An 18,535-nucleotide genomic window follows, 5' to 3' on the forward strand; every position below is an offset into this window, starting at 1 on the left:
CTTCGCCTCGCCCCATCCCTGACCACCCTTTCCGAGGGAACGCCCCGCCATGGACCTCTACACCGGCACGTCTTCGGTTTCCTGCACGACCGGCCAAAATGCGTGGACGATCACGGGGACGATCAACCTCGACGGCGTCTATCCAGGCCACAAGGTCTTCGTCGGGTCGCGCACGGCTGATGTACCGTCGAATGCCCTGCGCATGTTCCGCATCGCCACGATCGATCGGACGGCCAAGACCTTCACGACGACCGACAACGCCGACCAGACCTACACGACGCAGCCGTTCTTCATCGATATGGACGGCACCGACCCGGTGGGTTTTGCCACGTTCCTGTTCACCACGGTGACGAACCAGCTGGCGACGATGTTCGGCATCGGCTCGACGCAGTTCGCCGGTGGTGGTTCGCAGTTCTCGCTCCCCCGTGACGCCGGCGCCTCGGCCATCGCCGAGCTCGCATTCCAGCTGCGCTCCGGAGCATCGACCTATACCCGCTCGTTCTTCTGGCGCCAGCGTCAGGTGTCCGGCGCCGAGGTGTTGGAACTGATCGCCACGCCTGACGGCACGACTGAGATCAGCGTGCTTTCGGTTAACCGCACCACGGGCGCACTCACGATCTCGGGCGACCAGTCGGCCGCTGTCACCCTGCGCGGTGACGCCAACTACACGATCCTGGCCGGCGACCGTGACATCATCCTCAACGTGGCTTGGACGGCCGCGCGCACCTTCACGCTGCCGGCCAACTCCTCGCGCGCTCTCAACGGCCGCATCCGCATCATCGACGGCATCGCCGCGATCAATCCCGGCACGCCGATCACGATCGTTCGGGCGGGCTCCGACACGATCAACGGTGGCACGTCCATCACGATCACGAAGCCCCGCTCGGTCATCGAGATCATCAAGACCGGAACCGGCCAGTGGACAGTCGATCCCGCTGCGCTCGGCGACGCGACAGAGCGCGCCTTGAACGCTGTGCTCGTGACGGCCGCCGACGTGGTCGACACCATGGTCTATGACACTTGCCTCGACAGCGACGGCGGCGCCTGGCGGCACAAGTGCGCCCACACCTCCTGGTATCAGGAGGCGGCCTCGGCGACGCGGGGCGCGCGTCGGGAGTTCCCGCTGATTGCGGGGCTCGTCCTGCGAGGCACCGGCGCGACGGCGTTCCTCGATATCTTCGACCTCACCGATGTTGATGGGGCCGGCACTCCGCGTCTCTGGATGCGGTTCAACGGCGGGAACGCTCACCCTCTCTATGCCGCAGCGTCGCTGACGCAGACCTCTGTCTTCGCGCTCAACGGTCGTATTTGGGTCACTTGCACAAGTGGTGGCTCTGCTCTCGGCGCACTGGGTGTTATCAATTTTATCGCTGATGACGCAGCGATCATGATCACCAACACTCAGAAATATTTTCCACGAGATATTGCCCGCCGTAATACAGGTGTAGCAACGTCGGTAACCGGGGGTTGGCCAGAGGGTCTGGTCAACCGAGATGTCAACCACGTCCACGCCCGCGTGCTGCCGGGAGCTCCGCTCGATCAGATCGGCCTGCCCATCCCGACCGTGGCTGTCGCAACGGCTGGCGGCGCGTCGGTCATCCATCCGTGGGGCCGCGTCTATGACTTGGTCTATTCATCCGGTGGCTTCGCGACGATCGGGCGAGTTTTCCTGTCCGCCGATGGAAAGGTGAACATGCACCCTGCCGGCACCTTCGCGCCGGCCGTTGGGTCCGTGCCCATTCCCTACGCCGACGTTTCGACAACCGTGCCGCCTGAAGTCTACAACGCTGCTACGTTTCCGGCAGTTCAGAGTTCCGCCAGCGGCATCTTCAACCGAGGCGTCATCGCGCGACCCGACGGCACGCTGGTTACGGGTAACGGCATCAGCGGCGTGACGCTTGTCGCCCCCGATCGTGGGTCTCTCACCCTCGGCATGGTCTCCTACGCCGCCATCAACTACGCCACCGGTTGGCAGGCAGGCGATATTCGCCTCGCTGCGCTGTGCGACACCACGACGGGCAACGTCACCGGCACGGCGGAGCTGATCACCAACGGTGCGTTCACGACGGATCTGTCGGGATGGTCTGACATCTCAACCGGTACAGGATCGGTTGCGTGGAACAGCAGCAGTGGCGGCCGTGCAGCCTTGACGGGCGTGGATGCCAACAATCGCGGCATCTTGAATTGGCCGGTGACATGCGTGGTCGGTCAGAGCTACCTCGTAAGCGTGTCGGTCGCCTCGGATAGCACGGGCTCGATCAATCTGAACGTGGGCACGTCGGCTGGCGGTGGAACGACAGCAGGAACCGCGGCTGCTCCGGGCGGAGTGGCCATGGTGCAGTTCGTCGCCACCCAGACGACGCACCATGTCTCAATCAATACCCAGCCCTCTGCCGGGACCCGTTACGTCGACAACGCCTCCGTCAAGTTGGCCCTGCCCGACCGATCCTACAAGAGCCGCGGCTTGCAGGTTGTCGGCACACTCGCTCGCGCGGCCGTTGCGACTGGCAACGATCTCGCGGCCATCTCCGGCTTCTCAGGCTCGAACTATCTTGAGCAGCCCTACAACCCGGATATGGACTTTGCCGACGCCGATTTCGTCGTTGGCCCGATCTGGTTCAAGCGTGCGGCCACGGCCGCCCTTGAGACGCTCGTCATGCGCGACAGTGCGACGACCGGTGCGCGATTCGGGCTCCAGATCGCCGCGACCACGTCGGTGCTCAACTTCGTCGCCTCGGACGGCACGGATACCGTCACAGTCGCCAGCTCGGGCGCCGTCGACGATGACGCCTGGCACCAGGCAGCCGGCATCATGCGCGGCACGACAATGGAGCTCTGGATTGACGGCGTTCGGGTCGCCACGGGCTCGGCGGCGGCGGTGGACAGCATCAACAATGCGTCGGCTGTCCTGCGGTTCGGCCTCGACTGCCAGGGCTCCAACGCTTTCGGCGGCTCGCTGGCCCTCGCCAGGATTGGGGCGACCGCACCAACGCCAGCGCAGATCGCCCGCATGTATGCGGATGAGGCGCCGATGTTCAACGCTGGCGCCAGGTGCGTGCTCGGCGGCACCTCGAATGCGGTGGCCGACCTCGACTTCGATGAGGCCCGCAACACCCTGATCGTGGCGACGGCTGACGGCGTGTCCGAGTTCTCCGGGCTGGTCCGCTCCGGCTATTTCGACACCACGAACACGGCGCTGACCAACGACAACATGAAGGCGTCTGCGAGCGCGGCCGGCTACCGGCTCTTTGCGGGTGGCGCCCAGGCTGTGGTCCAGCGGGACGTGACAAATCCGTTCGACGCCATCGAACGGTATGGGCCGAGGCTTCCCGCCGCCTGGAAGGCGTCCGGTCGAACGACGGATGCGACGCCGACCAACCTTGCGCCGCACGTCTATGTCGGCGAGCGCGAAACGATGACCTTCTCGGCCCGCGTCAACGCCCGACAGGTTGGGGCCACGGCCACCGAATATGCCTCCTACCTCGTCACAGGCTCGGCGAAGCGGGATGCCGGCGGCAACGTCACGGTGACCAACGTCACGACCACGACGCAGGAGGTGACGGCCGGCATGGACGCCGCCGCTGTCGCCGTCACAGCTTCGCAGACAATCGCCATCCAGGTGACCGGCAAGGCCGCCACGACGCTCGTCTGGACGGCCGAGGCTGTCGGCCCGATCACCCGTGTCTCCGAGGAGCTCAGCTATGCAGCTTGATGATTTCACCCGACGCGGCTGGCTCCAGCGGTGGATGCTGATCGACGGCCACCCCCGCTGCCCCTACGACGCCATCGAGCCGCACCGGCTCACGCCAGCCGAGGCGGCGGCCGTGCTGGCGGCCAATGCCGAGGTGCGCGCGGCCGTGGCGGCTGGGGAGGCGCTTGAGGCGGCCCGGCGTGTCAGGACGGGCGAGCAGCCCCCACTCGATGACCCCGCCCACGAGGGCTGGCAGGCGGCCGGCGAGACCATTGCCGGCGCCTCTGGTGAGACGCTGGCGCTGGAGGCGATCCGCAACGGAGAGGACGAGGACCGCGAACCGGACGTGATCGATCCCGATCCGTTCGAGGATCGCTTCCCGACCGGCCCGGTGCCGGATGTGATCTCCGACCGCCAGTTCATCGCTGCGCTCAAGGCGGCCGGGCTTGTGACCCACGCCGAGGCCATGGCCTTCGTCCAGACCGGCACGATCCCCGCGGCCCTGACTGAAGCCATCGGCGATCTGCCGGACGAGGATGAGCAGGAGGCGGCCGAGCTTCTGGTGGCCGGCGCCTATGAGTTCCGCCGGTCCTCGCCGCTGGTGGCTGCCTTTGGCTCCGGTCTCGGCTGGACCCCGCGTCAGGTGGATGACCTGTGGCGCACCGCCTCCGCGCTCTGACGCGATTGGTCGTGGCGATCCTCGCCGCGCCCATCCTCATCGCCGTGCTCGCTTGGATGGCCTGGCAGCACCGGCATGACCCCTACCGATAGGAGAGACGCATGAGCGACAATTCAATCGAGGCTCGCATTGCGCAGGTTGAAGCCTCTCTCGAAGTCGAGAGGGTTGAGACCGGCGTCGTTGAAACGGGCGTCACCAGCCTGCCAAGCCAGCACGACCTCGCCGAACACATCGCCGCCCTGCAATCCCAGCTCGGCGCGCTCGCCGCCAGCCTGTCCATCGCGTGTGTGCAGTCCAACTGTCTCGAAGACAGAGTAAGCGAACTTGAAGCACGCTTCGACCTGACCGCCACAAAGGCGGAATGCGATAGTCGAATTGCCTAAAGATTGTCGGCTGCATCACGAAGCACGGCCTTTGCGGCAACCTTGACAGCCTCATTTACGGCACTCTCTGTCGCGTCACCTTCAATATGAACCTTAAATTCAAGATTGAGAGCATTGCCCGGCGTATTCAGCATGATCAGGGACGCATGCTCACGGCCTGAATCATAGGATAGTTTGGTGATCTTCCAGGCCACGGCGTCCTCCTCCTGAAGCCACTATCCTGACCACTCGCCTCACCGCGCGTCACCCCCGTTGAATCCCTGACCACCTGCAACCTGCATCACGCGGGAGCGCCACCTCCATGCCCATCGACATCCCCGCCGCGCTGGTCATCGACCCGGCGCTGAGGACGCTCGTCGTCGTGACGGGCCTCGCCGTGGCCGCCGCGCTGGCGGTCTTCGTCGTCGATTTCCTGATCCAGATCCGAAAGGACCAGCCATGACCGCGCTTCCCACGAAATATGCCTTCCTCGCCCGCGAGGGCGCCCCGCGAATGCTGGTCGAGGCGCTGAAACTGCATGGCGTCCACGAGCGCGGGAACAACCCCGCCATCCTCGCCTGGGCGAAGGAGGTGGGGCTGGAAAAGGTCTACAGGCACACGTCCATCGCCTGGTGCGGGCTGTTCGCCGCGATCGTCGCGAAGCGCGCCGGATGGGACGTGGTGAAGGACCCGCTGTGGGCCCGAAACTGGGCCAAGTTCGGCAAGGTCGCGAAGCCCGCCATGCTCGGCGACATCCTGGTGTTCACGCGCGGAACCGGCGGCCATGTGGGGGTCTATGTCGGCGAGGATGCCGGCTACTTCCACGTGCTCGGCGGCAATCAGAGTGACCAGGTGAACGTCACCCGTATCGCCAAAAGCCGTCTGCTGGCGGCGCGCCAGCCGGCCTGGCGCATCGCGGCGCCGGCGAACCGCCGCGTCATCAGGATGGCCGCCAGCGGCCCGGTCTCGACCAACGAAGCCTGACCCCGCGCCGGCGGCTCCCGGCAACCCCGAAGGACAATCCAATGAACATGGAACAGGTGTGGACCCTGCTGCGGCAGGCGTTGCTCTTTGCCGGCGGCATCCTCGTCGGCAAGGGCTATCTCGATGCCGAGACGCTGACGGCGATCGTCGGAGGCCTCCTGACGATCCTCACGGCGCTCTATGGCCTGTGGAAGCGTTCGCCGGTGCAAATCGTCGAAGCCGCCGCGCATCAGCCCGGCGTGCAGAAGATCGTGGCGCCGTCGCTCGCCGCCGAGACCAGGGCGCCGAACGTCACGACCTCCTGATGACGACCGCGATCATCGTAGGGCTCTCGTTGGCCGCCATCAGCGCGCTGGCGGGGCTCGTCTACGCCATGGCGCGGATGGCGGCCTCAAAGGCCGCCGCCGCCGCCGTCGCAGAACAGAAGGTCAGGGATGAGCGAGATGCGCTGGAAGCGGAACGGAAGGCCGGTGCGGTGCTGGGCGAGCATCGCACCGTTGACGATGCTGCTGGCCGGCTGCGGGGCGGCGACTTCTAGCGCCACCCGCTGCCCGCCGCTGGCCACCTATCCGCCCGCCTTCCAGTCCCGCGCGGCCGGCGAACTGCAGGCGCTGCCGGCGGGATCGGCGGTCGGCCAGCTGGTCGTCGACTACGGCCGGCTGCGCGACGCCTGCCGGGCGATCGTGAGGTGATGCGATGGCTGAGCAGGAAACCAACCAGCGGCTGGCGGAGCGGATCAGCCAGCTCGCGGCGCAGCTCGCCTCCGTGCAGACGGAGCAGCGGCTGACGGCCGATCGGGCGTCCGAGGACCGCGCCGAGGTGAAGGGGGCGATTGCCGGCGTGCGCGCCGAGGTCAAAGGCGCGATCGCGGAGGTGCGAAGCGACGTCGCCGACGTCAGCAAGAACGTCGCCGAGAACACGAAGACGATCCAGCGTGCCGTCGATCAGATCGAGGGCGGGCGCAAGGCGCTGAGGTTCCTTGTTGCGACAGGCACTGTGGTCACCGCGATCATCGCCTGGGCCACCGGCCTGCTCAAGGCAATCGGCGGCTTTCTGGCGCGATGAGCGACCTGCCGGGGGCCGTGTCACCGCTCGCGCGCATCGTCACGGCCCGGCCCCATGCCGGCCGCGTGGTGGTGACGGCCGTGGGGCGCGATGCGGTGGCCGAACTGTCGCTCAGTCCGCGCGTGACGGCCCAGCTCATCGCCCATCTTGCCGATGCGTTGGCCGGCCTGGCCGCGCCGGAGAGCCCGCTCCGCGACGACTGGTGAGAAATTCGGCCGCGTAGACCCGGTCGGATGCCGTGCAGTGCATGCCCTCCTTGGGCGTTTCCTCCCTAGACTGGCCCGCTGGCACGAGTTGGCGCGCGTTAGATCTCCGTGATCGCAAAAGCCGTCCGAGAGGAGACCGCGGAATTTTTTGTACGAGTTGCGTCGGGGTCAAGCGCGGCTTGGCTGAGAATTGGGCGCGGGCGGCGCTAAAGCCTTCGCGGCAGGTTGGAGCTAGCGCGAACTGGCGCGGGATACCCTCGGACTTAATGGCATGTGAGGAAATGGACCGCTATAGTAGGGGGCCGGCAACAGCGAACAGCTTGCGAATCCATGCCTGACGAGGCGCTCCTCGATCTATCATCCTACCCGCGACGGCACGTGCAAGCCTCAGCGTCGCCGTTCAGGTATCCTGGAGGGAAGGGGTTTCTGTCGGGCTACCTTGCCTCCGTTACCGATTCCATCGCTTCTGACGAACGGCTGTATGCAGAGCCCTTCTGCGGGGGAGCGGGGGCGGCGTTCAACCTGCTTGAGGAAGGCAAGGTGGCGGCAGTTCATCTGAATGATGCGGACGTGCGTGTTTATTCAGCTTGGCGCGGTATAGTTCATGAAACGGAGCGCTTTCTAGAGCGCATTGCAAAAGCCAAGGTCGATATGACCGAATGGCATGAGGCGCGTGAACTGCTCGAAACAACTCCACCAATAGGCCCTTATTCTTTTGATGTGGGCTTTGCCGCTTATTTCATAAATCGAACAAGCCGTTCAGGAATTATACTAGGTTCAGGACCAATTGGTGGTTATCGCCAAACCGGCCAATGGAAAATTGATGCGCGCTTTTATAGAGAAAGCATGAGCAAGCGCGTCGCCTGGATCGGCCTTAACCGTGCAAAAATTCATTTGACCAATGAAGATGCCCTGGTTTTTCTCGCCCGTGCGCCAGATCGAATGAATCTTGCGAGAACACTTCTATTCGTAGATCCGCCGTATGTAGAGGCTGGGTCACGACTCTATCTAGATGCAATGAGCGAAAGTAAGCACAGCGCTTTGGCTGACATGCTGCAAAGTGGCCGGTATCCAAATTGGATCCTCACTTACGACAACCACCCCCTCATTCATCGCCTATATCGCGATCTACAAAGGCGAGTGATTCGAGTAAATTATAGTTTGAGGACTGCAAGGAAAGAAAATGAGATTTTAGTGGAGAGCATCAAGTAAAAGAGACTGATCGACGGTATTGCCTAAGCCACCGATAAATTTGGTGAGCATTGCAAGCTTCATCCATAAGAACGCCCCTGTCGTGTAATTGAAGTGCAGCGAGGGCATGTCGAGGAGCGCGATGTCGGTCAAAAATAGCTTTATGGGTTTTACTTTGTCTTGTGAACGTCAATTCATCAAAAATACGATGCGGTATTATAGTTACGAAATTGTGCTGAGCCGTTCCATGCTCCTCAAAGAAATCATCCATGAAATTGCTGTATTCTAACATCGCCGGCTTCAACGTCCAATTTTTACCGGAAGCGAGCTGGGCGAAATATATGTGAGGAGGAGGCGGGCGATCTGATTGTGGCCAGCCAATTACGTCAATTCCAGCGTCATTTGCGCGCGGGTTGGCATGTTTTCCTGGCTTGTTTCGAGCGATAAGGCCGCTTCCCCATTGCTGAGCTCTCGCAAGGACAGTAAGGATGCCCTCCTTCGTCTGGCGTGGATAGCCCACACTCACGGCAGGACCCTGTGCAAATCCTGCTACAGCGAGAGTCCCCAGCACCTGAAAGACTCGATTTCTCAGCTTGTAAACCAGCTTGTCGCAAGGAGGTTGACTGAGGATAACAGACTTGGAGATGTGGGTCGCGATTAGGCAGAGAAGGTAGAAGCTCGCGCGTGGATCATCGATTTGCCGCTCAAGCCTAAATTCTTCCCCCGTGTCATCAAGTGCAAAAGGATAAGCATCGCCGAGCGCCTTCTGGCGAGCCAGAACCTCGTTCTCAATTCCCTCACGCAAGTTATCGTTGTCTCGATCAGCATCACCAAAGTTGTCAGGGGGAGTTTCTTCTTGTGTTTTAAAGCTACCGGCGATCTCATCAACACGTGCTCGCCCAAAGTGATCAAAGAAGGAAGTTAGCTCCAGCCAATCGACAATGACAGAGACATCCGCCTCCACAGGAGGCGGCACAACAATGCGCTTTGTCATTTGTCATTGTCCCTTGATCTTTGCATTCTGGCGTTCCATTGTGCCAAATATCACGTCGGAACGTTTGACACAGAGTTCTGAAAATTCTAAAAGGTCAGGTTGGCTTTCCGCATCGTACCCGGTTAAGTTTTCGACTGCTAGACGCAGCGACGCAGCGGCATCCACAAGGTTTTTCGCAAATAGGTCTGAAGCAGGAGAGGCTGTCATGACGGCATCGTCAAGGTTGCCTCGCGCCGTAAGTTCCCGTGTCGCAGCAGCGGAAGACAAAACCTTTTTAAGGCGCTTGAGATCACTTGCTTGGTTCTGCACAACTGGCTCAATATCATCCTGCTTGGAACCATAAAGCCAAACCAATAGTTGACGGAGTTCAGCGGTTTTGCCTACCGGGACCGGTTCTCGGTGAGGGTCATCGTTTCTGGATAGCCGCTCCATTCCCAAGTATTCACTGAATTCAGGATACGAAAGTCCCGTATACAAATGAGAAAAACTAAAGTGCCGTTTAGTGCGGTCGTCCAGCGCATAGCTACCGTTGTCTTCGGCTTGTCGGAGGACGTAGGCTGCGGTGACCATGCGATGCAAGGTATCGTGCTTGTCTCCCATCCGGCGGGCAATTTGCGACAGCGTAAGGCCGCTCTTTTTCTCCCGTTCGTCGTCGAGCCACCGCATCGCGTAAAGCGCCTTCGCGTATGCATCCCAAGCTTGCGGTCCATTTATATGCTTGAAGCCGATAAGATCCTTTGCGCCATCTTTGTCTTCCACGCGATATACCAAGATGCGGTCAAGCGAAGCCCTTATCTCGTCGCTGAGCGGCGGCGTTGAGATTTTACAAGCTTCAGCCAGGGCCGGGTCCCTCAGGACTTTTACGGCGGCGAGCCTACGGTTGCCTTCAAGGACTACTAGCCTATCGCCTCTTGCGAACACAATCATCGGCTCGATGGAAATATATCCATTGTAAGACAATGATTGGATCAACTCGCCGAGATCCGAAGTCTTATCTAAGAGTGCAATTATCGCTTGGTCGCTACCATCCTCGGGACGTTTATCGGGCGTGAAGCGAGGATTTGCCTGGTCGAAGTCGAGAAAATCGACGTCAACCTCTTTTGAGGTCCTCAGAGGTAGTTCATCGTCCCAGTTCATTCGGTCAGCTTTCGTCACTGTGCGCCGAGCCACGGGCGGAGCCGTTTTCCCATCAACTTCTCAATATCGGCCAATTGGTCAACGGCCAAGCGTAGGGACGAGGCAACGGTGGTTTTGGGGATCGTCTCACGCCTGCAGGCGGCAGGCGCGTCTCGTTCCGGACTGAGGGTGCTGTTCTGCATGGAGGCGATCACCCGACCGAATGGTTGGAGCCTTCATCTGGCCGCCGCTCCTTAGCGTCGCGTGGCAACATATTGTTCCCCGCTGCCTCTCGCACTTCGTCGAGGCATCTTGATGAAGCGATTGATGCTTGACTAGCTAGGCCAGTCCGGCATGCGCGTCACCTGATCGCTGCCGCAGCGTCCACACCGAAGCCTGCCGCCCGCACTCGGAAACGGTTCGTCCTCCCGCGCCCGCATCTGCTCCCAGGTGAGGATGCCCTGCCGCTTGCAACCGACGCACCAGAGCCGTGCGCCCATCACGCCCTGGCCGCGTAGCAGCCCCACGGTGGGTGGTGCGGGTCTTGAAGCCGCGTCCTCGCCGGCGCTGCGGATCACGCGGGCGCCATGGCGCAGGGTGAGGCGCCTGCCAGGTCGCTGGCCGACCGCCGCCTCGAACGCCGCCTGCGCCACGATGATGTTGCCGGCCGCGGCCATCACCTCGGCCACGCGACCCCCCTCCCAGACCTCAACCAGAAAATCGTGAGAGACCTTGCTGCCCATGGCCGCCTCGCTGCCAGAGGCGTGTTCTATGTTCGTTCTCGTTTGGCCACAAGGGCTCGCCGCGCTAGCCTGTCGCGATGTGCAATCTCTACTCGCTCACGAAGGGCGCCCAGGCGATCGCCGAGCTCGCCCGCGCCACCCGCATCCATCCGGCGATCGGCAACCTGCCGCCGCAGCCCGGCATCTATCCCGACTACCAGGCGCCGATCGTGCGCAACACTGCGGACGGCCGCGAACTGGCCATGGCCCGCTGGGGAATGCCGAGCCCGGTCTTCGCCCTGAAGGGCAAGAAGACCGATCCGGGCGTAACCAATGTCCGCAACCTGGCCTCGCCCCACTGGCGCCGCTGGACCGGCGTCGAGCACCGGTGCCTCGTCCCCTGGACCTCATTTTCCGAATGGGACGCATCGATCAAGGGTCCGGCATGGTTCGCGCTGCATCAGGGCCGGCCGCTCGCGCTGTTCGCCGGTATCTGGACGGCCGACTGGACGAGCGTGCGCAAGGTCAAGGAAGGCGAGGTGACGGCCGACCTCTACGCGTTTCTGACCTGCGAACCGAATGCCGAGGTGAAGACCATCCATCCGAAGGCGATGCCGGTGGTCCTGACGTCGGCCGAGGACATCGAGACGTGGATGACGGCGCCCTGGTCCGAGGCGGCAAAGCTGCAGCGACCCCTGCCGGACGGCGCACTCGAAGTGGTGGCCCGAGGCAAGCGTCAGGACAGCGCTGATGCGGAGTGACCCGGCCACCGATGCTGAGTTCATCGCCGTCTCGCTCGAGCAGCTCGCGGGGCTGGCGAGCGAACAGCGCTGGGGTCCGCTGCAGTTCCTGATCGAGAGCGCCCTCGTCGAGGCGCGGAGGATCCGGGATGGGACCGCCGGCGGCACGATTCAGGGCGCACCTGTTCCGCTTCTGCCGCCGGACAGGCGGAGGCGATGAGGGGTTTCTGTGCACATTTCTGTGCCGCCGCCCACACCCACACCAGCTAAGCCGTTGAAAAAACTGGTGCTGCGAGAGAGGATTGAACTCTCGACCTCTCCCTTACCAAGGGAGTGCTCTACCACTGAGCTACCGCAGCGAACCGGTGCGCCGCCCGAACCTGCGAGGGCTGGCGGACGGGCCGCTTCCCTGCCACAGGGGGGGCCACGATGCAAGCGCCGCGATGCGGGCCCTTGCGCGAATCGCCCGCGCCGGGCGGCAATCGCACCCTGGCACCGCCTGGCTCTCGAGGAGGCCCTGCACCATGTCCGCGGACAAGGACGGCCGGAAACAGTCTCCGGCACCCGGCCAGGCCGGAGAGGGGGCTCCCGGTCGCGAATCGACAACCGCCGCGTCGGGCAGCGCGCCCTCCGGCCGGGCCACCGAGCGGGAAGCCCGTGCTGAACGGCTGGCCGCCCAGCTGCGCGCCAATCTTGCGCGCCGCAAGGCGCAGGCCCGTGGCAGGACGGCGGATGGGGTGCCCGGCAAGCCGTCCGGCGGCGGGTCCGATGTCGACTGACCCTGTCGCGGGGCCGGCCGGGGCCCATGGCCGGCATGGCCGGAGCGGCCCGCCGCGCCGCCGGCCTTGCCGCCGCCGCGCCGCATTCCTTGTTTCGCCCCGTTTGGTCGGCTAGACGGTTGCACGCCGCTGCGGCGTGTTCGTTCAGGTCGCGCCAATCCGGCGCCCCCGCATGTCCCCGGAGACCGACAGATGGATCGCATCCTGATCAGGGGCGGCCGCCCGCTTCACGGCACCCTGCCGATCTCCGGCGCCAAGAATGCCGCCCTGCCGCTGATGATCGCCTCGCTGCTCACCGAGGACGAACTGACGCTGGCCAATGTCCCGCGCCTCTCGGACGTGACCAATCTCGGCCGCATCCTCGGCAATCACGGCGTCGACGTGACGATTGCCGGCAAGCGCACGGGCGACGACGACCTGGTCGGCCAGACGGTGCGGCTCAATGCCCGCTCCATCGTCGACACCACCGCGCCCTACGAACTCGTCTCCACCATGCGCGCGAGCTTCTGGGTGATCGCGCCGCTGGTCGCCCGCATGGGCCGCGCCCGCGTGTCGCTGCCCGGCGGCTGCGCCATCGGCACCCGCCCGGTGGACCTGCTGCTGATGGCGCTGGAGCGGCTCGGCGCGCGCATCGAGATCGATGCCGGCTATGCCGTGATCGACGCGCCCAAAGGCCTGAAGGGCGCCGAGATCGACTTCCCGAAGGTGACGGTCGGCGGCACCCATGTGGCGCTGATGGCGGCCGCCCTCGCAGACGGCACGACGGTGATCCGCAACGCCGCCTGCGAGCCCGAGGTCACCGATCTCGCCGATTGCCTGGTCAAGATGGGCGCCCGCATCCGCGGCCAGGGCACCGCCACCATCGAGGTGGACGGGGGGGCGCGGCTGAAGGGCGCGCACCACACCGTCGTGGCCGACCGGATCGAGGCCGGCACCTATGCCATGTGCGTGGCCATGACCGGCGGCGACGTCATGCTGGCCGGCGCCCGGCCGGAGCTGCTGCAGTCTGCCCTCGACGTGCTGGGCCAGGCGGGCGCTGCCATCACCGTCACCAACGAGGGCATCCGCGTGGCGCGTAACGGCCACGGCATCCAGCCTGTGACGGTCACCACCGACCCGTTCCCCGGCTTCCCCACCGATCTTCAGGCCCAGCTCATGGGACTGATGACGCGGGCCAGCGGCACCTCGCGCATCACCGAGACGATCTTCGAGAACCGCTTCATGCATGTGCAGGAACTCGCCCGGCTCGGCGCCCATATCCACCTGGACGGCCAGACGGCCACCATCGAGGGCGTGCCGGTGCTGAAGGGCGCCCCGGTCATGGCCACCGACCTGCGCGCCTCCGTGTCGCTGGTGATCGCAGCCCTCGCCGCCCAGGGCGAGACCGCCGTCAACCGCGTCTATCACCTCGACCGCGGCTTCGAGCGGCTGGAGACCAAGCTTGCCGCCTGCGGCGCCGATATCGAGCGCATCAAGGGCAGCTGACCACCCGTCCGCTCACGCGTCCGCGCGGGCCAGCCCTGCGGAAGACGCGGTGCGCGCGCAAGGCATCGTCAAGGAAACCATGCGATGGTGACCGAGGTGACCTTGCGTCATCTCTCTCCGGGCGATGGCTCACGATGCGATCCCGACGCAGTCTCGACCAGCGCGACCAGCGCGGCACCGCCCGGCGCGACCTGAGCTATCCCCTCGCGATAGAACTGCCGGCCGATGGCCGGCTGCTGCCCTGCATGATGAACGACATTTCCAAGGGGGGCGCGCGCGTCACCCTGCGCGAGGACGGCGAGGTGCCGGACCGGTTTGTCCTGAGGCTGGACAATGCCGGCCGGGCCACGCGCCAGTGCCGTCTGGTCTGGCGGCGCGGCAACGAACTCGGCGTCGCCTTTATCGAGCCGGAAGAGCCCTGACACGCCGGGCCGCGCACGGCCCGCTCGCGGGCTGCGGGCGCGGGCTCCAGCCATCCGCCGGCCCGGTCGCGAACCTTTCCGTGAACCTTTCCCTGCGGTCCCGACACCCATGGTCACCAGACCGGACTGCCATGCAGCCGGCCCCGACCCCTCAGGACCCAAGGAAAGACCCATGTTCAGCACCCGCACCCTCGCCCTTGCCGGCACCTTCGCCCTCGCGCTTGCGACCCTGTCCACCGGAGCCATGGCGCAAAGCGCCGGTGGTGGCGGCGGTGGTGGCGGCGGTGGCGGCGGCGGCGATATTCAGATGACGCTCGTGCCGCCGGTCAGCCACGCCGTCCCCGGCGGCCCGACCTACGGCCGCGGCGGCGCCGGGCCGACCGCCCGCACCATCCAGGGGCCGTGCCTGTTCGACCCCAATGGCCGGCCGGTGCGCTGCGAGTTCCGCGGCTATCGCCGCTGAGCACCGCGCCAGACGCTTCGACATGAGGCCGGGCGGCAGGGCAACCTGCCGCCCGCTGCCGTTCGAAACGGGGCAGCGGATCCCGGCCAGCCCCCGCGCGTGACAAAAGAAAAAACCCGCTCCGGTGACCGGAGCGGGTTTTGTCGACAAAGGTGCCGAACCCGGCGCCTGTGTTTGAAATTGGTGCCCAGAAGAGGACTCGAACCTCCACGACTCTCGTCACTGGTACCTGAAACCAGCGCGTCTACCAATTCCGCCATCTGGGCGAAGGCCGCTCTCATAGCGACTGATGCAGGGTGCGTCAACGCGGCCGGGCGAGGTTTGTGACGAAGCCGTGCAGGGCGGCTCAGCTGCCGAAGACGAACACGCGCTTCGGCACCAGCTCGCCCATCTCCACCTCGCACAGCGCGATCGGATCGCCCCCCGCCGATGCCCAGACCGGGCCGCCGACCGGCGCGTCGCGGCCCCGCAGGATGGCGCTCTGGCCGCGCACCAGCCGGGCGGCGATGTCGCGCGTCACCTTCACCTCGGGCACCTCGGCGAGGGCGGCCTCCACCGGCAGCAGCGCATCGTCCAGCGTCTGCCCGGCAATGGCGCCGCCGGCAAGCTCGCGCAGCTCCTCCAGCGTCACCGTGTCATCCTCGCCGAACGGGCCGACGCGCGTGCGCCGGAGCGCGGAGACATGGCCGAGACAGCCGAGGTCGCGGCCGAGATCCCGGGCGATGGCGCGCACATAGGTGCCCTTGCCGCATTCGGCCTCCAGCTCGGCGCTGTCCGCGTCGAGCGACACCAGCCTGAGGCTGTCGATGATGATCGGCCGGGCGGCAAGCGAGACCTCCTCGCCGTCGCGGGCCAGGTCATAGGCCCGCTCGCCATCCACCTTGATGGCAGAGAATTTCGGCGGCACCTGCATGATCGTGCCGGTATAGCGCGGCAGCAGGGCCTCGATGGTCTCGCGCGTCGGCCGGAGGTCGGAGCGCGCCGTCACCTCGCCCTCGGTGTCGTCGGTGGCGGTCTCGGCGCCCCAGGTCACGGTGAAGCGGTAGGTCTTGCGGCCATCCATGACGAAGGGGACCGTCTTGGTGGCCTCCCCCAGCGCGATCGGCAGAAGGCCGGTGGCGCGCGGGTCGAGCGTGCCGGCATGGCCGCCCTTCTTCGCGTTGAACAGGCGGCGCACATGCGACACCGCCTGCGTCGAGGTCTGGTCCAGATCCTTGTCGAGAACGATCCAGCCGTGAATGTCGACCTTCCTGGTCCGCGGCGCGTTCATTGGTCGTCCCCGGCGCGGCGCGGTGCGGCCCCGGTATCGCGGCGCACGTCGTCGCTGTCGAGGAGATCGTCGATGCGCGAGCCCTCCTCGAAGGAGCCGTCGATGCGGAAGCGCAGGTCGGGCGCATATTTCAGGTTGGTGCGATGGGCCAGTTCGCCGCGCAGGTAGCGCTTGTTGCGGGCGAGCGCCGCAATCACCGCCTCCTGGTCCTTGCCCCCCAGCGGCATGACGAAACAGGTCGCGATCTTCAGATCCGGCGACATCCGCACTTCCGGCACGGTGACGACATGGGTCGCCAGCACGGGGTCATGCACCTCGCCGCGCTGGAGCACCTCGGCAAGGGCGTGGCGCAGCAGTTCGCCGACGCGCAACTGCCGCTGGGACGGGCCGCTGCCCGTATCGAATCGTTTGGCCATCATGTCTCCTTCGCCCGGGATCGGACCGGGTGGGCGCCAAAGGGAGGCGGCCACATACACCGGCAGGCGGGCGAAGGGAAGGCGCGGGAGGGCGGGCGCTGCCTACCGCCCCACCGCATAGCCCTGCATGCCGCGCGGATTGGCGGCCGCCTTCAGCCGCACCCCCTCACGGCGCGCGCCGGTGAGGCGGCCCTCCGACCAGGCGCCGCCCACCTCGACCGTATGGCCGCGGCGGCGCAGGTCCGCGATCGCGCATTCCGGGAATCGGCTTTCCACGACGATCACGCCCGGTCGCGACGTGCGCGGCCAGAACGAGCCGGGAAAATGCTCGGTGTGCCAGGCCGGTGCGTCGATCGCCTCCTGCAGGTTCATGCCGCCATGGACATGGCGCAGGAACATCTGCGGAATCCACTGGTCCTGCTGGTCGCCGCCCGGCGAGCCCCAGGCCATGTAGGGCTCGCCGTCGCGGAACGCGAGGGTCGGGGTCAGCGTCGAGCGCGGGCGCTTGCCGGGCACCAGCGCGGCGGGGTGGCTCTCGTCCAGCCAGAACATCTGGGCGCGCGAACCGAGGCAGAAGCCGAGGTCCGGGATGACGGGCGAGGATTGCAGCCAGCCGCCGGAGGGGGTCGAGGAGACCATGTTGCCCCAGCGGTCGATGATGTCGAAATGGACCGTGTCGCCGCGCGTGCCGCCGCTCTCATGGGTCTCGATCTCGCCCACGGTCGGCTCGCCGGCGCCGGTGGCACCCACCGCCACGCGCTTGCCGGTGGAGACCCGGGCATCCACCTTGCCGCCAGCTCCTGCGATGGTGCCGGGCCGCAGCTCGACGGAGGCGGTCTCGCCGATGAGCTTGCGCCGCTCGGAATTGTAGGCGTCCGAGAGCAGGGTCTCGATCGGCACGTCGACGAAGTCGGGATCGCCATAGAAGGATTCGCGGTCGGCAAAGGCGAGCTTGGCGGCCTCCGTGACGAGATGGACGAAATCGGGGCCGGCCATGTCGAGCGCGTCGAGGTCGAAGCTCCTGAGCAGGGCGAGTTGCTGGAGACAGACGAGACCCTGGCTCCAGGTGGTCGGCTTGAACACACGGTAACGGCCGTAATCATAGTGGATCGGCGCTTCGACGCTGGCTTTCCAGCCGGCCATGTCCTGCCCGGTGAGCACGCCGCGATTGTGTTCGCCGGTGACGTCGAACACCGCCTCGGTGCGGCAGAAGCGGTCGATGGCGTCGGCGACGAAGCCCTGGCTCCAGACGAAGCGCGCACGCGCGATCTCGTCCTCGCGCGTGCCGCCCTCGCATTCGCGCAGCACGCGCTCGTAGGTTTCGGCCAGCTTCACATTGGTGAACAGGTCGCCGGGCTCCGGCACCTGGCCGCCCGGAAGATAGACGGCCGCCGAGGTCGGCCAATGGTCGCGGAACAGCGCCTCCACCGTGCGGATGGTGGCCGGAATGCGCTCGACCAGCGGATAGCCGTTGCGGGCATAGCCGATGGCCGCTTCCAGGACGTCGCGCGGGCGCATGGTGCCGTAGTCGCGCAGCATCAGCATCCAGGTGTCGAAGGCGCCCGGTATGCAGGTGGCGAGCAGCCCGGTTCCGGGCACCAGGTCGAGGCCGAGCGAGCGGTAATGCGCGATGGTGGCGCCCGCCGGCGCCGGACCCTGGCCGCAGATCACCTCCACCGCTTCCTTGCCCGCGTCGTAGAGGATCACCGGCACGTCGCCGCCCGGGCCGTTGAGGTGCGGCTCCACCACCTGCAGCGTGAAGGCGGCGGCGCAGCCGGCATCGAAGGCATTGCCGCCGCGCTCGAGAATGCCCATGGCCACCGCCGAGGCGATCCAGTGGGTGGTGGTGACCACGCCGAAGGTGCCGTCGATCTCGGGGCGGGTGGTGAAACGGGGGATGCTCAAGGGCCTGGTCCTCGGGTGAACGGTCTGCCGGCGGATGCCGCATCG

24 protein-coding genes and 2 tRNA genes are annotated in these 18,535 nt (G+C 65.4%); 17 read left to right on the forward strand and 9 right to left on the reverse strand.

All coding sequences use genetic code 11. The annotated features are described in order from the left end of the window. Positions 1 to 49: 49 nt before the first annotated feature. From ACTIFS_RS03430 to ACTIFS_RS03440, 3 genes are all read left to right on the forward strand, one after another. A complete protein-coding gene (locus tag ACTIFS_RS03430) occupies positions 50 to 3,712 on the forward strand; it encodes a LamG domain-containing protein (RefSeq protein WP_439572641.1) in 3,663 nt (1,220 codons plus the stop codon). Beyond that, the gene (locus ACTIFS_RS03435) at positions 3,702 to 4,370 is read left to right on the forward strand and encodes a hypothetical protein (protein ID WP_439572642.1); all 669 of its coding nucleotides are present in this window, start codon (positions 3,702 to 3,704) and stop codon (positions 4,368 to 4,370) included. The genes ACTIFS_RS03430 and ACTIFS_RS03435 overlap by 11 nt, the downstream gene beginning before the upstream one ends. Positions 4,371 to 4,471: 101 nt before the next feature. After that, positions 4,472 to 4,753: a hypothetical protein gene (locus tag ACTIFS_RS03440; protein ID WP_439572643.1), complete on the forward strand. Its 282-nt coding sequence runs from the start codon at positions 4,472 to 4,474 to the stop codon at positions 4,751 to 4,753. Here the strand turns inward: ACTIFS_RS03440 and ACTIFS_RS03445 are convergent. Further along, a complete protein-coding gene (locus ACTIFS_RS03445) occupies positions 4,750 to 4,947 on the reverse strand; it encodes a hypothetical protein (protein ID WP_439572644.1) in 198 nt (65 codons plus the stop codon). The two genes, ACTIFS_RS03440 and ACTIFS_RS03445, sit on opposite strands and share 4 nt — an antisense overlap. Positions 4,948 to 5,054: 107 nt before the next feature. Between ACTIFS_RS03445 and ACTIFS_RS03450 the strand changes: the two genes are divergently transcribed. The 8 genes from ACTIFS_RS03450 (at position 5,055) to ACTIFS_RS03485 (ending at position 8,199) form a co-directional block, all read left to right on the forward strand. Further along, positions 5,055 to 5,195: a hypothetical protein gene (locus ACTIFS_RS03450; protein ID WP_439572645.1), complete on the forward strand. Its 141-nt coding sequence runs from the start codon at positions 5,055 to 5,057 to the stop codon at positions 5,193 to 5,195. After that, positions 5,192 to 5,716: a TIGR02594 family protein gene (locus ACTIFS_RS03455; RefSeq protein ID WP_439572646.1), complete on the forward strand. Its 525-nt coding sequence runs from the start codon at positions 5,192 to 5,194 to the stop codon at positions 5,714 to 5,716. Before ACTIFS_RS03450 ends, ACTIFS_RS03455 begins: the two co-directional genes overlap by 4 nt. Positions 5,717 to 5,757: 41 nt before the next feature. Beyond that, positions 5,758 to 6,021 carry a Pam3-gp28 family putative phage holin gene (locus tag ACTIFS_RS03460; RefSeq protein ID WP_439572647.1) on the forward strand — a complete coding sequence of 88 codons (264 nt, stop codon included), beginning with the start codon at positions 5,758 to 5,760 and terminating at the stop codon, positions 6,019 to 6,021. Continuing rightward, on the forward strand, positions 6,021 to 6,254 hold the full coding sequence (locus tag ACTIFS_RS03465; protein ID WP_439572648.1) for a hypothetical protein: 234 nt from the start codon (positions 6,021 to 6,023) through the stop codon (positions 6,252 to 6,254). The genes ACTIFS_RS03460 and ACTIFS_RS03465 overlap by 1 nt, the downstream gene beginning before the upstream one ends. After that, a complete protein-coding gene (locus tag ACTIFS_RS03470) occupies positions 6,214 to 6,408 on the forward strand; it encodes a hypothetical protein (RefSeq protein ID WP_439572649.1) in 195 nt (64 codons plus the stop codon). The genes ACTIFS_RS03465 and ACTIFS_RS03470 overlap by 41 nt, the downstream gene beginning before the upstream one ends. Before the next feature lie 4 nt (positions 6,409 to 6,412). After that, positions 6,413 to 6,781, forward strand: a complete 369-nt coding sequence (locus ACTIFS_RS03475) for a hypothetical protein (protein WP_439572650.1) — start codon at positions 6,413 to 6,415, stop codon at positions 6,779 to 6,781. Beyond that, positions 6,778 to 6,987: a hypothetical protein gene (locus tag ACTIFS_RS03480; protein ID WP_439572651.1), complete on the forward strand. Its 210-nt coding sequence runs from the start codon at positions 6,778 to 6,780 to the stop codon at positions 6,985 to 6,987. Before ACTIFS_RS03475 ends, ACTIFS_RS03480 begins: the two co-directional genes overlap by 4 nt. A 378-nt stretch (positions 6,988 to 7,365) precedes the next feature. Next, positions 7,366 to 8,199: a DNA adenine methylase gene (locus tag ACTIFS_RS03485; RefSeq protein WP_439572652.1), complete on the forward strand. Its 834-nt coding sequence runs from the start codon at positions 7,366 to 7,368 to the stop codon at positions 8,197 to 8,199. On the opposite strand, the gene ACTIFS_RS03490 is transcribed toward ACTIFS_RS03485, so the two are convergent. From ACTIFS_RS03490 to ACTIFS_RS03500, 3 genes are all read right to left on the reverse strand, one after another. Next, positions 8,192 to 9,172 carry a hypothetical protein gene (locus ACTIFS_RS03490; RefSeq protein ID WP_439572653.1) on the reverse strand — a complete coding sequence of 327 codons (981 nt, stop codon included), beginning with the start codon at positions 9,170 to 9,172 and terminating at the stop codon, positions 8,192 to 8,194. The two genes, ACTIFS_RS03485 and ACTIFS_RS03490, sit on opposite strands and share 8 nt — an antisense overlap. Positions 9,173 to 9,175: 3 nt before the next feature. Beyond that, the gene (locus ACTIFS_RS03495) at positions 9,176 to 10,309 is read right to left on the reverse strand and encodes a hypothetical protein (RefSeq protein WP_439572654.1); all 1,134 of its coding nucleotides are present in this window, start codon (positions 10,307 to 10,309) and stop codon (positions 9,176 to 9,178) included. A 314-nt stretch (positions 10,310 to 10,623) separates the two neighbouring features. Then, positions 10,624 to 11,031: a hypothetical protein gene (locus tag ACTIFS_RS03500; RefSeq protein ID WP_439572655.1), complete on the reverse strand. Its 408-nt coding sequence runs from the start codon at positions 11,029 to 11,031 to the stop codon at positions 10,624 to 10,626. Between the two features lie 77 nt (positions 11,032 to 11,108). Here ACTIFS_RS03500 and ACTIFS_RS03505 point away from each other — a divergent pair, with 77 nt between their 5' ends. Beyond that, complete coding sequence (locus ACTIFS_RS03505; RefSeq protein ID WP_439572656.1) at positions 11,109 to 11,771, forward strand: SOS response-associated peptidase; 663 nt, start codon at positions 11,109 to 11,111, stop codon at positions 11,769 to 11,771. Next, a complete protein-coding gene (locus ACTIFS_RS03510) occupies positions 11,761 to 11,970 on the forward strand; it encodes a hypothetical protein (protein WP_439572657.1) in 210 nt (69 codons plus the stop codon). The genes ACTIFS_RS03505 and ACTIFS_RS03510 overlap by 11 nt, the downstream gene beginning before the upstream one ends. A 64-nt stretch (positions 11,971 to 12,034) precedes the next feature. Here the strand turns inward: ACTIFS_RS03510 and ACTIFS_RS03515 are convergent. Continuing rightward, positions 12,035 to 12,109: transfer RNA gene (locus tag ACTIFS_RS03515), tRNA-Thr, on the reverse strand. Between the two features lie 165 nt (positions 12,110 to 12,274). Between ACTIFS_RS03515 and ACTIFS_RS03520 the strand changes: the two genes are divergently transcribed. From ACTIFS_RS03520 to ACTIFS_RS03535, 4 genes are all read left to right on the forward strand, one after another. Continuing rightward, positions 12,275 to 12,529, forward strand: coding sequence for a hypothetical protein (locus ACTIFS_RS03520; protein WP_439572658.1), 255 nt, complete (start codon positions 12,275 to 12,277; stop codon positions 12,527 to 12,529). Positions 12,530 to 12,721: 192 nt separating this feature from the next. Further along, positions 12,722 to 14,014 (forward strand): UDP-N-acetylglucosamine 1-carboxyvinyltransferase, encoded by a 1,293-nt coding sequence (murA, locus tag ACTIFS_RS03525; RefSeq protein WP_439572659.1) that lies wholly within the window; start codon positions 12,722 to 12,724, stop codon positions 14,012 to 14,014. Between the two features lie 134 nt (positions 14,015 to 14,148). Next, entirely contained in the window at positions 14,149 to 14,436 is a 288-nt protein-coding gene (locus ACTIFS_RS03530; RefSeq protein WP_439572660.1) for a PilZ domain-containing protein, read from the forward strand. Between the two features lie 172 nt (positions 14,437 to 14,608). After that, positions 14,609 to 14,899: a hypothetical protein gene (locus tag ACTIFS_RS03535; protein ID WP_439572661.1), complete on the forward strand. Its 291-nt coding sequence runs from the start codon at positions 14,609 to 14,611 to the stop codon at positions 14,897 to 14,899. A 181-nt stretch (positions 14,900 to 15,080) separates the two neighbouring features. Here the strand turns inward: ACTIFS_RS03535 and ACTIFS_RS03540 are convergent. The 4 genes from ACTIFS_RS03540 to ACTIFS_RS03555 form a co-directional block, all read right to left on the reverse strand. Then, positions 15,081 to 15,165, reverse strand: a tRNA-Leu gene (locus ACTIFS_RS03540). 80 nt (positions 15,166 to 15,245) lie between these two features. Beyond that, complete coding sequence (truB, locus tag ACTIFS_RS03545) at positions 15,246 to 16,169, reverse strand: tRNA pseudouridine(55) synthase TruB (protein WP_439572662.1); 924 nt, start codon at positions 16,167 to 16,169, stop codon at positions 15,246 to 15,248. Next, positions 16,166 to 16,585, reverse strand: coding sequence for a 30S ribosome-binding factor RbfA (gene rbfA, locus ACTIFS_RS03550; protein WP_439572663.1), 420 nt, complete (start codon positions 16,583 to 16,585; stop codon positions 16,166 to 16,168). Before rbfA ends, truB begins: the two co-directional genes overlap by 4 nt. Before the next feature lie 102 nt (positions 16,586 to 16,687). Beyond that, positions 16,688 to 18,490 (reverse strand): gamma-glutamyltransferase family protein, encoded by a 1,803-nt coding sequence (locus ACTIFS_RS03555; RefSeq protein ID WP_439572664.1) that lies wholly within the window; start codon positions 18,488 to 18,490, stop codon positions 16,688 to 16,690. Positions 18,491 to 18,535: the final 45 nt, after the last annotated feature.

The organism is Phreatobacter sp., from assembly GCF_051860605.1.
Classification (GTDB): Bacteria; Pseudomonadota; Alphaproteobacteria; order Rhizobiales; family Phreatobacteraceae; genus Phreatobacter.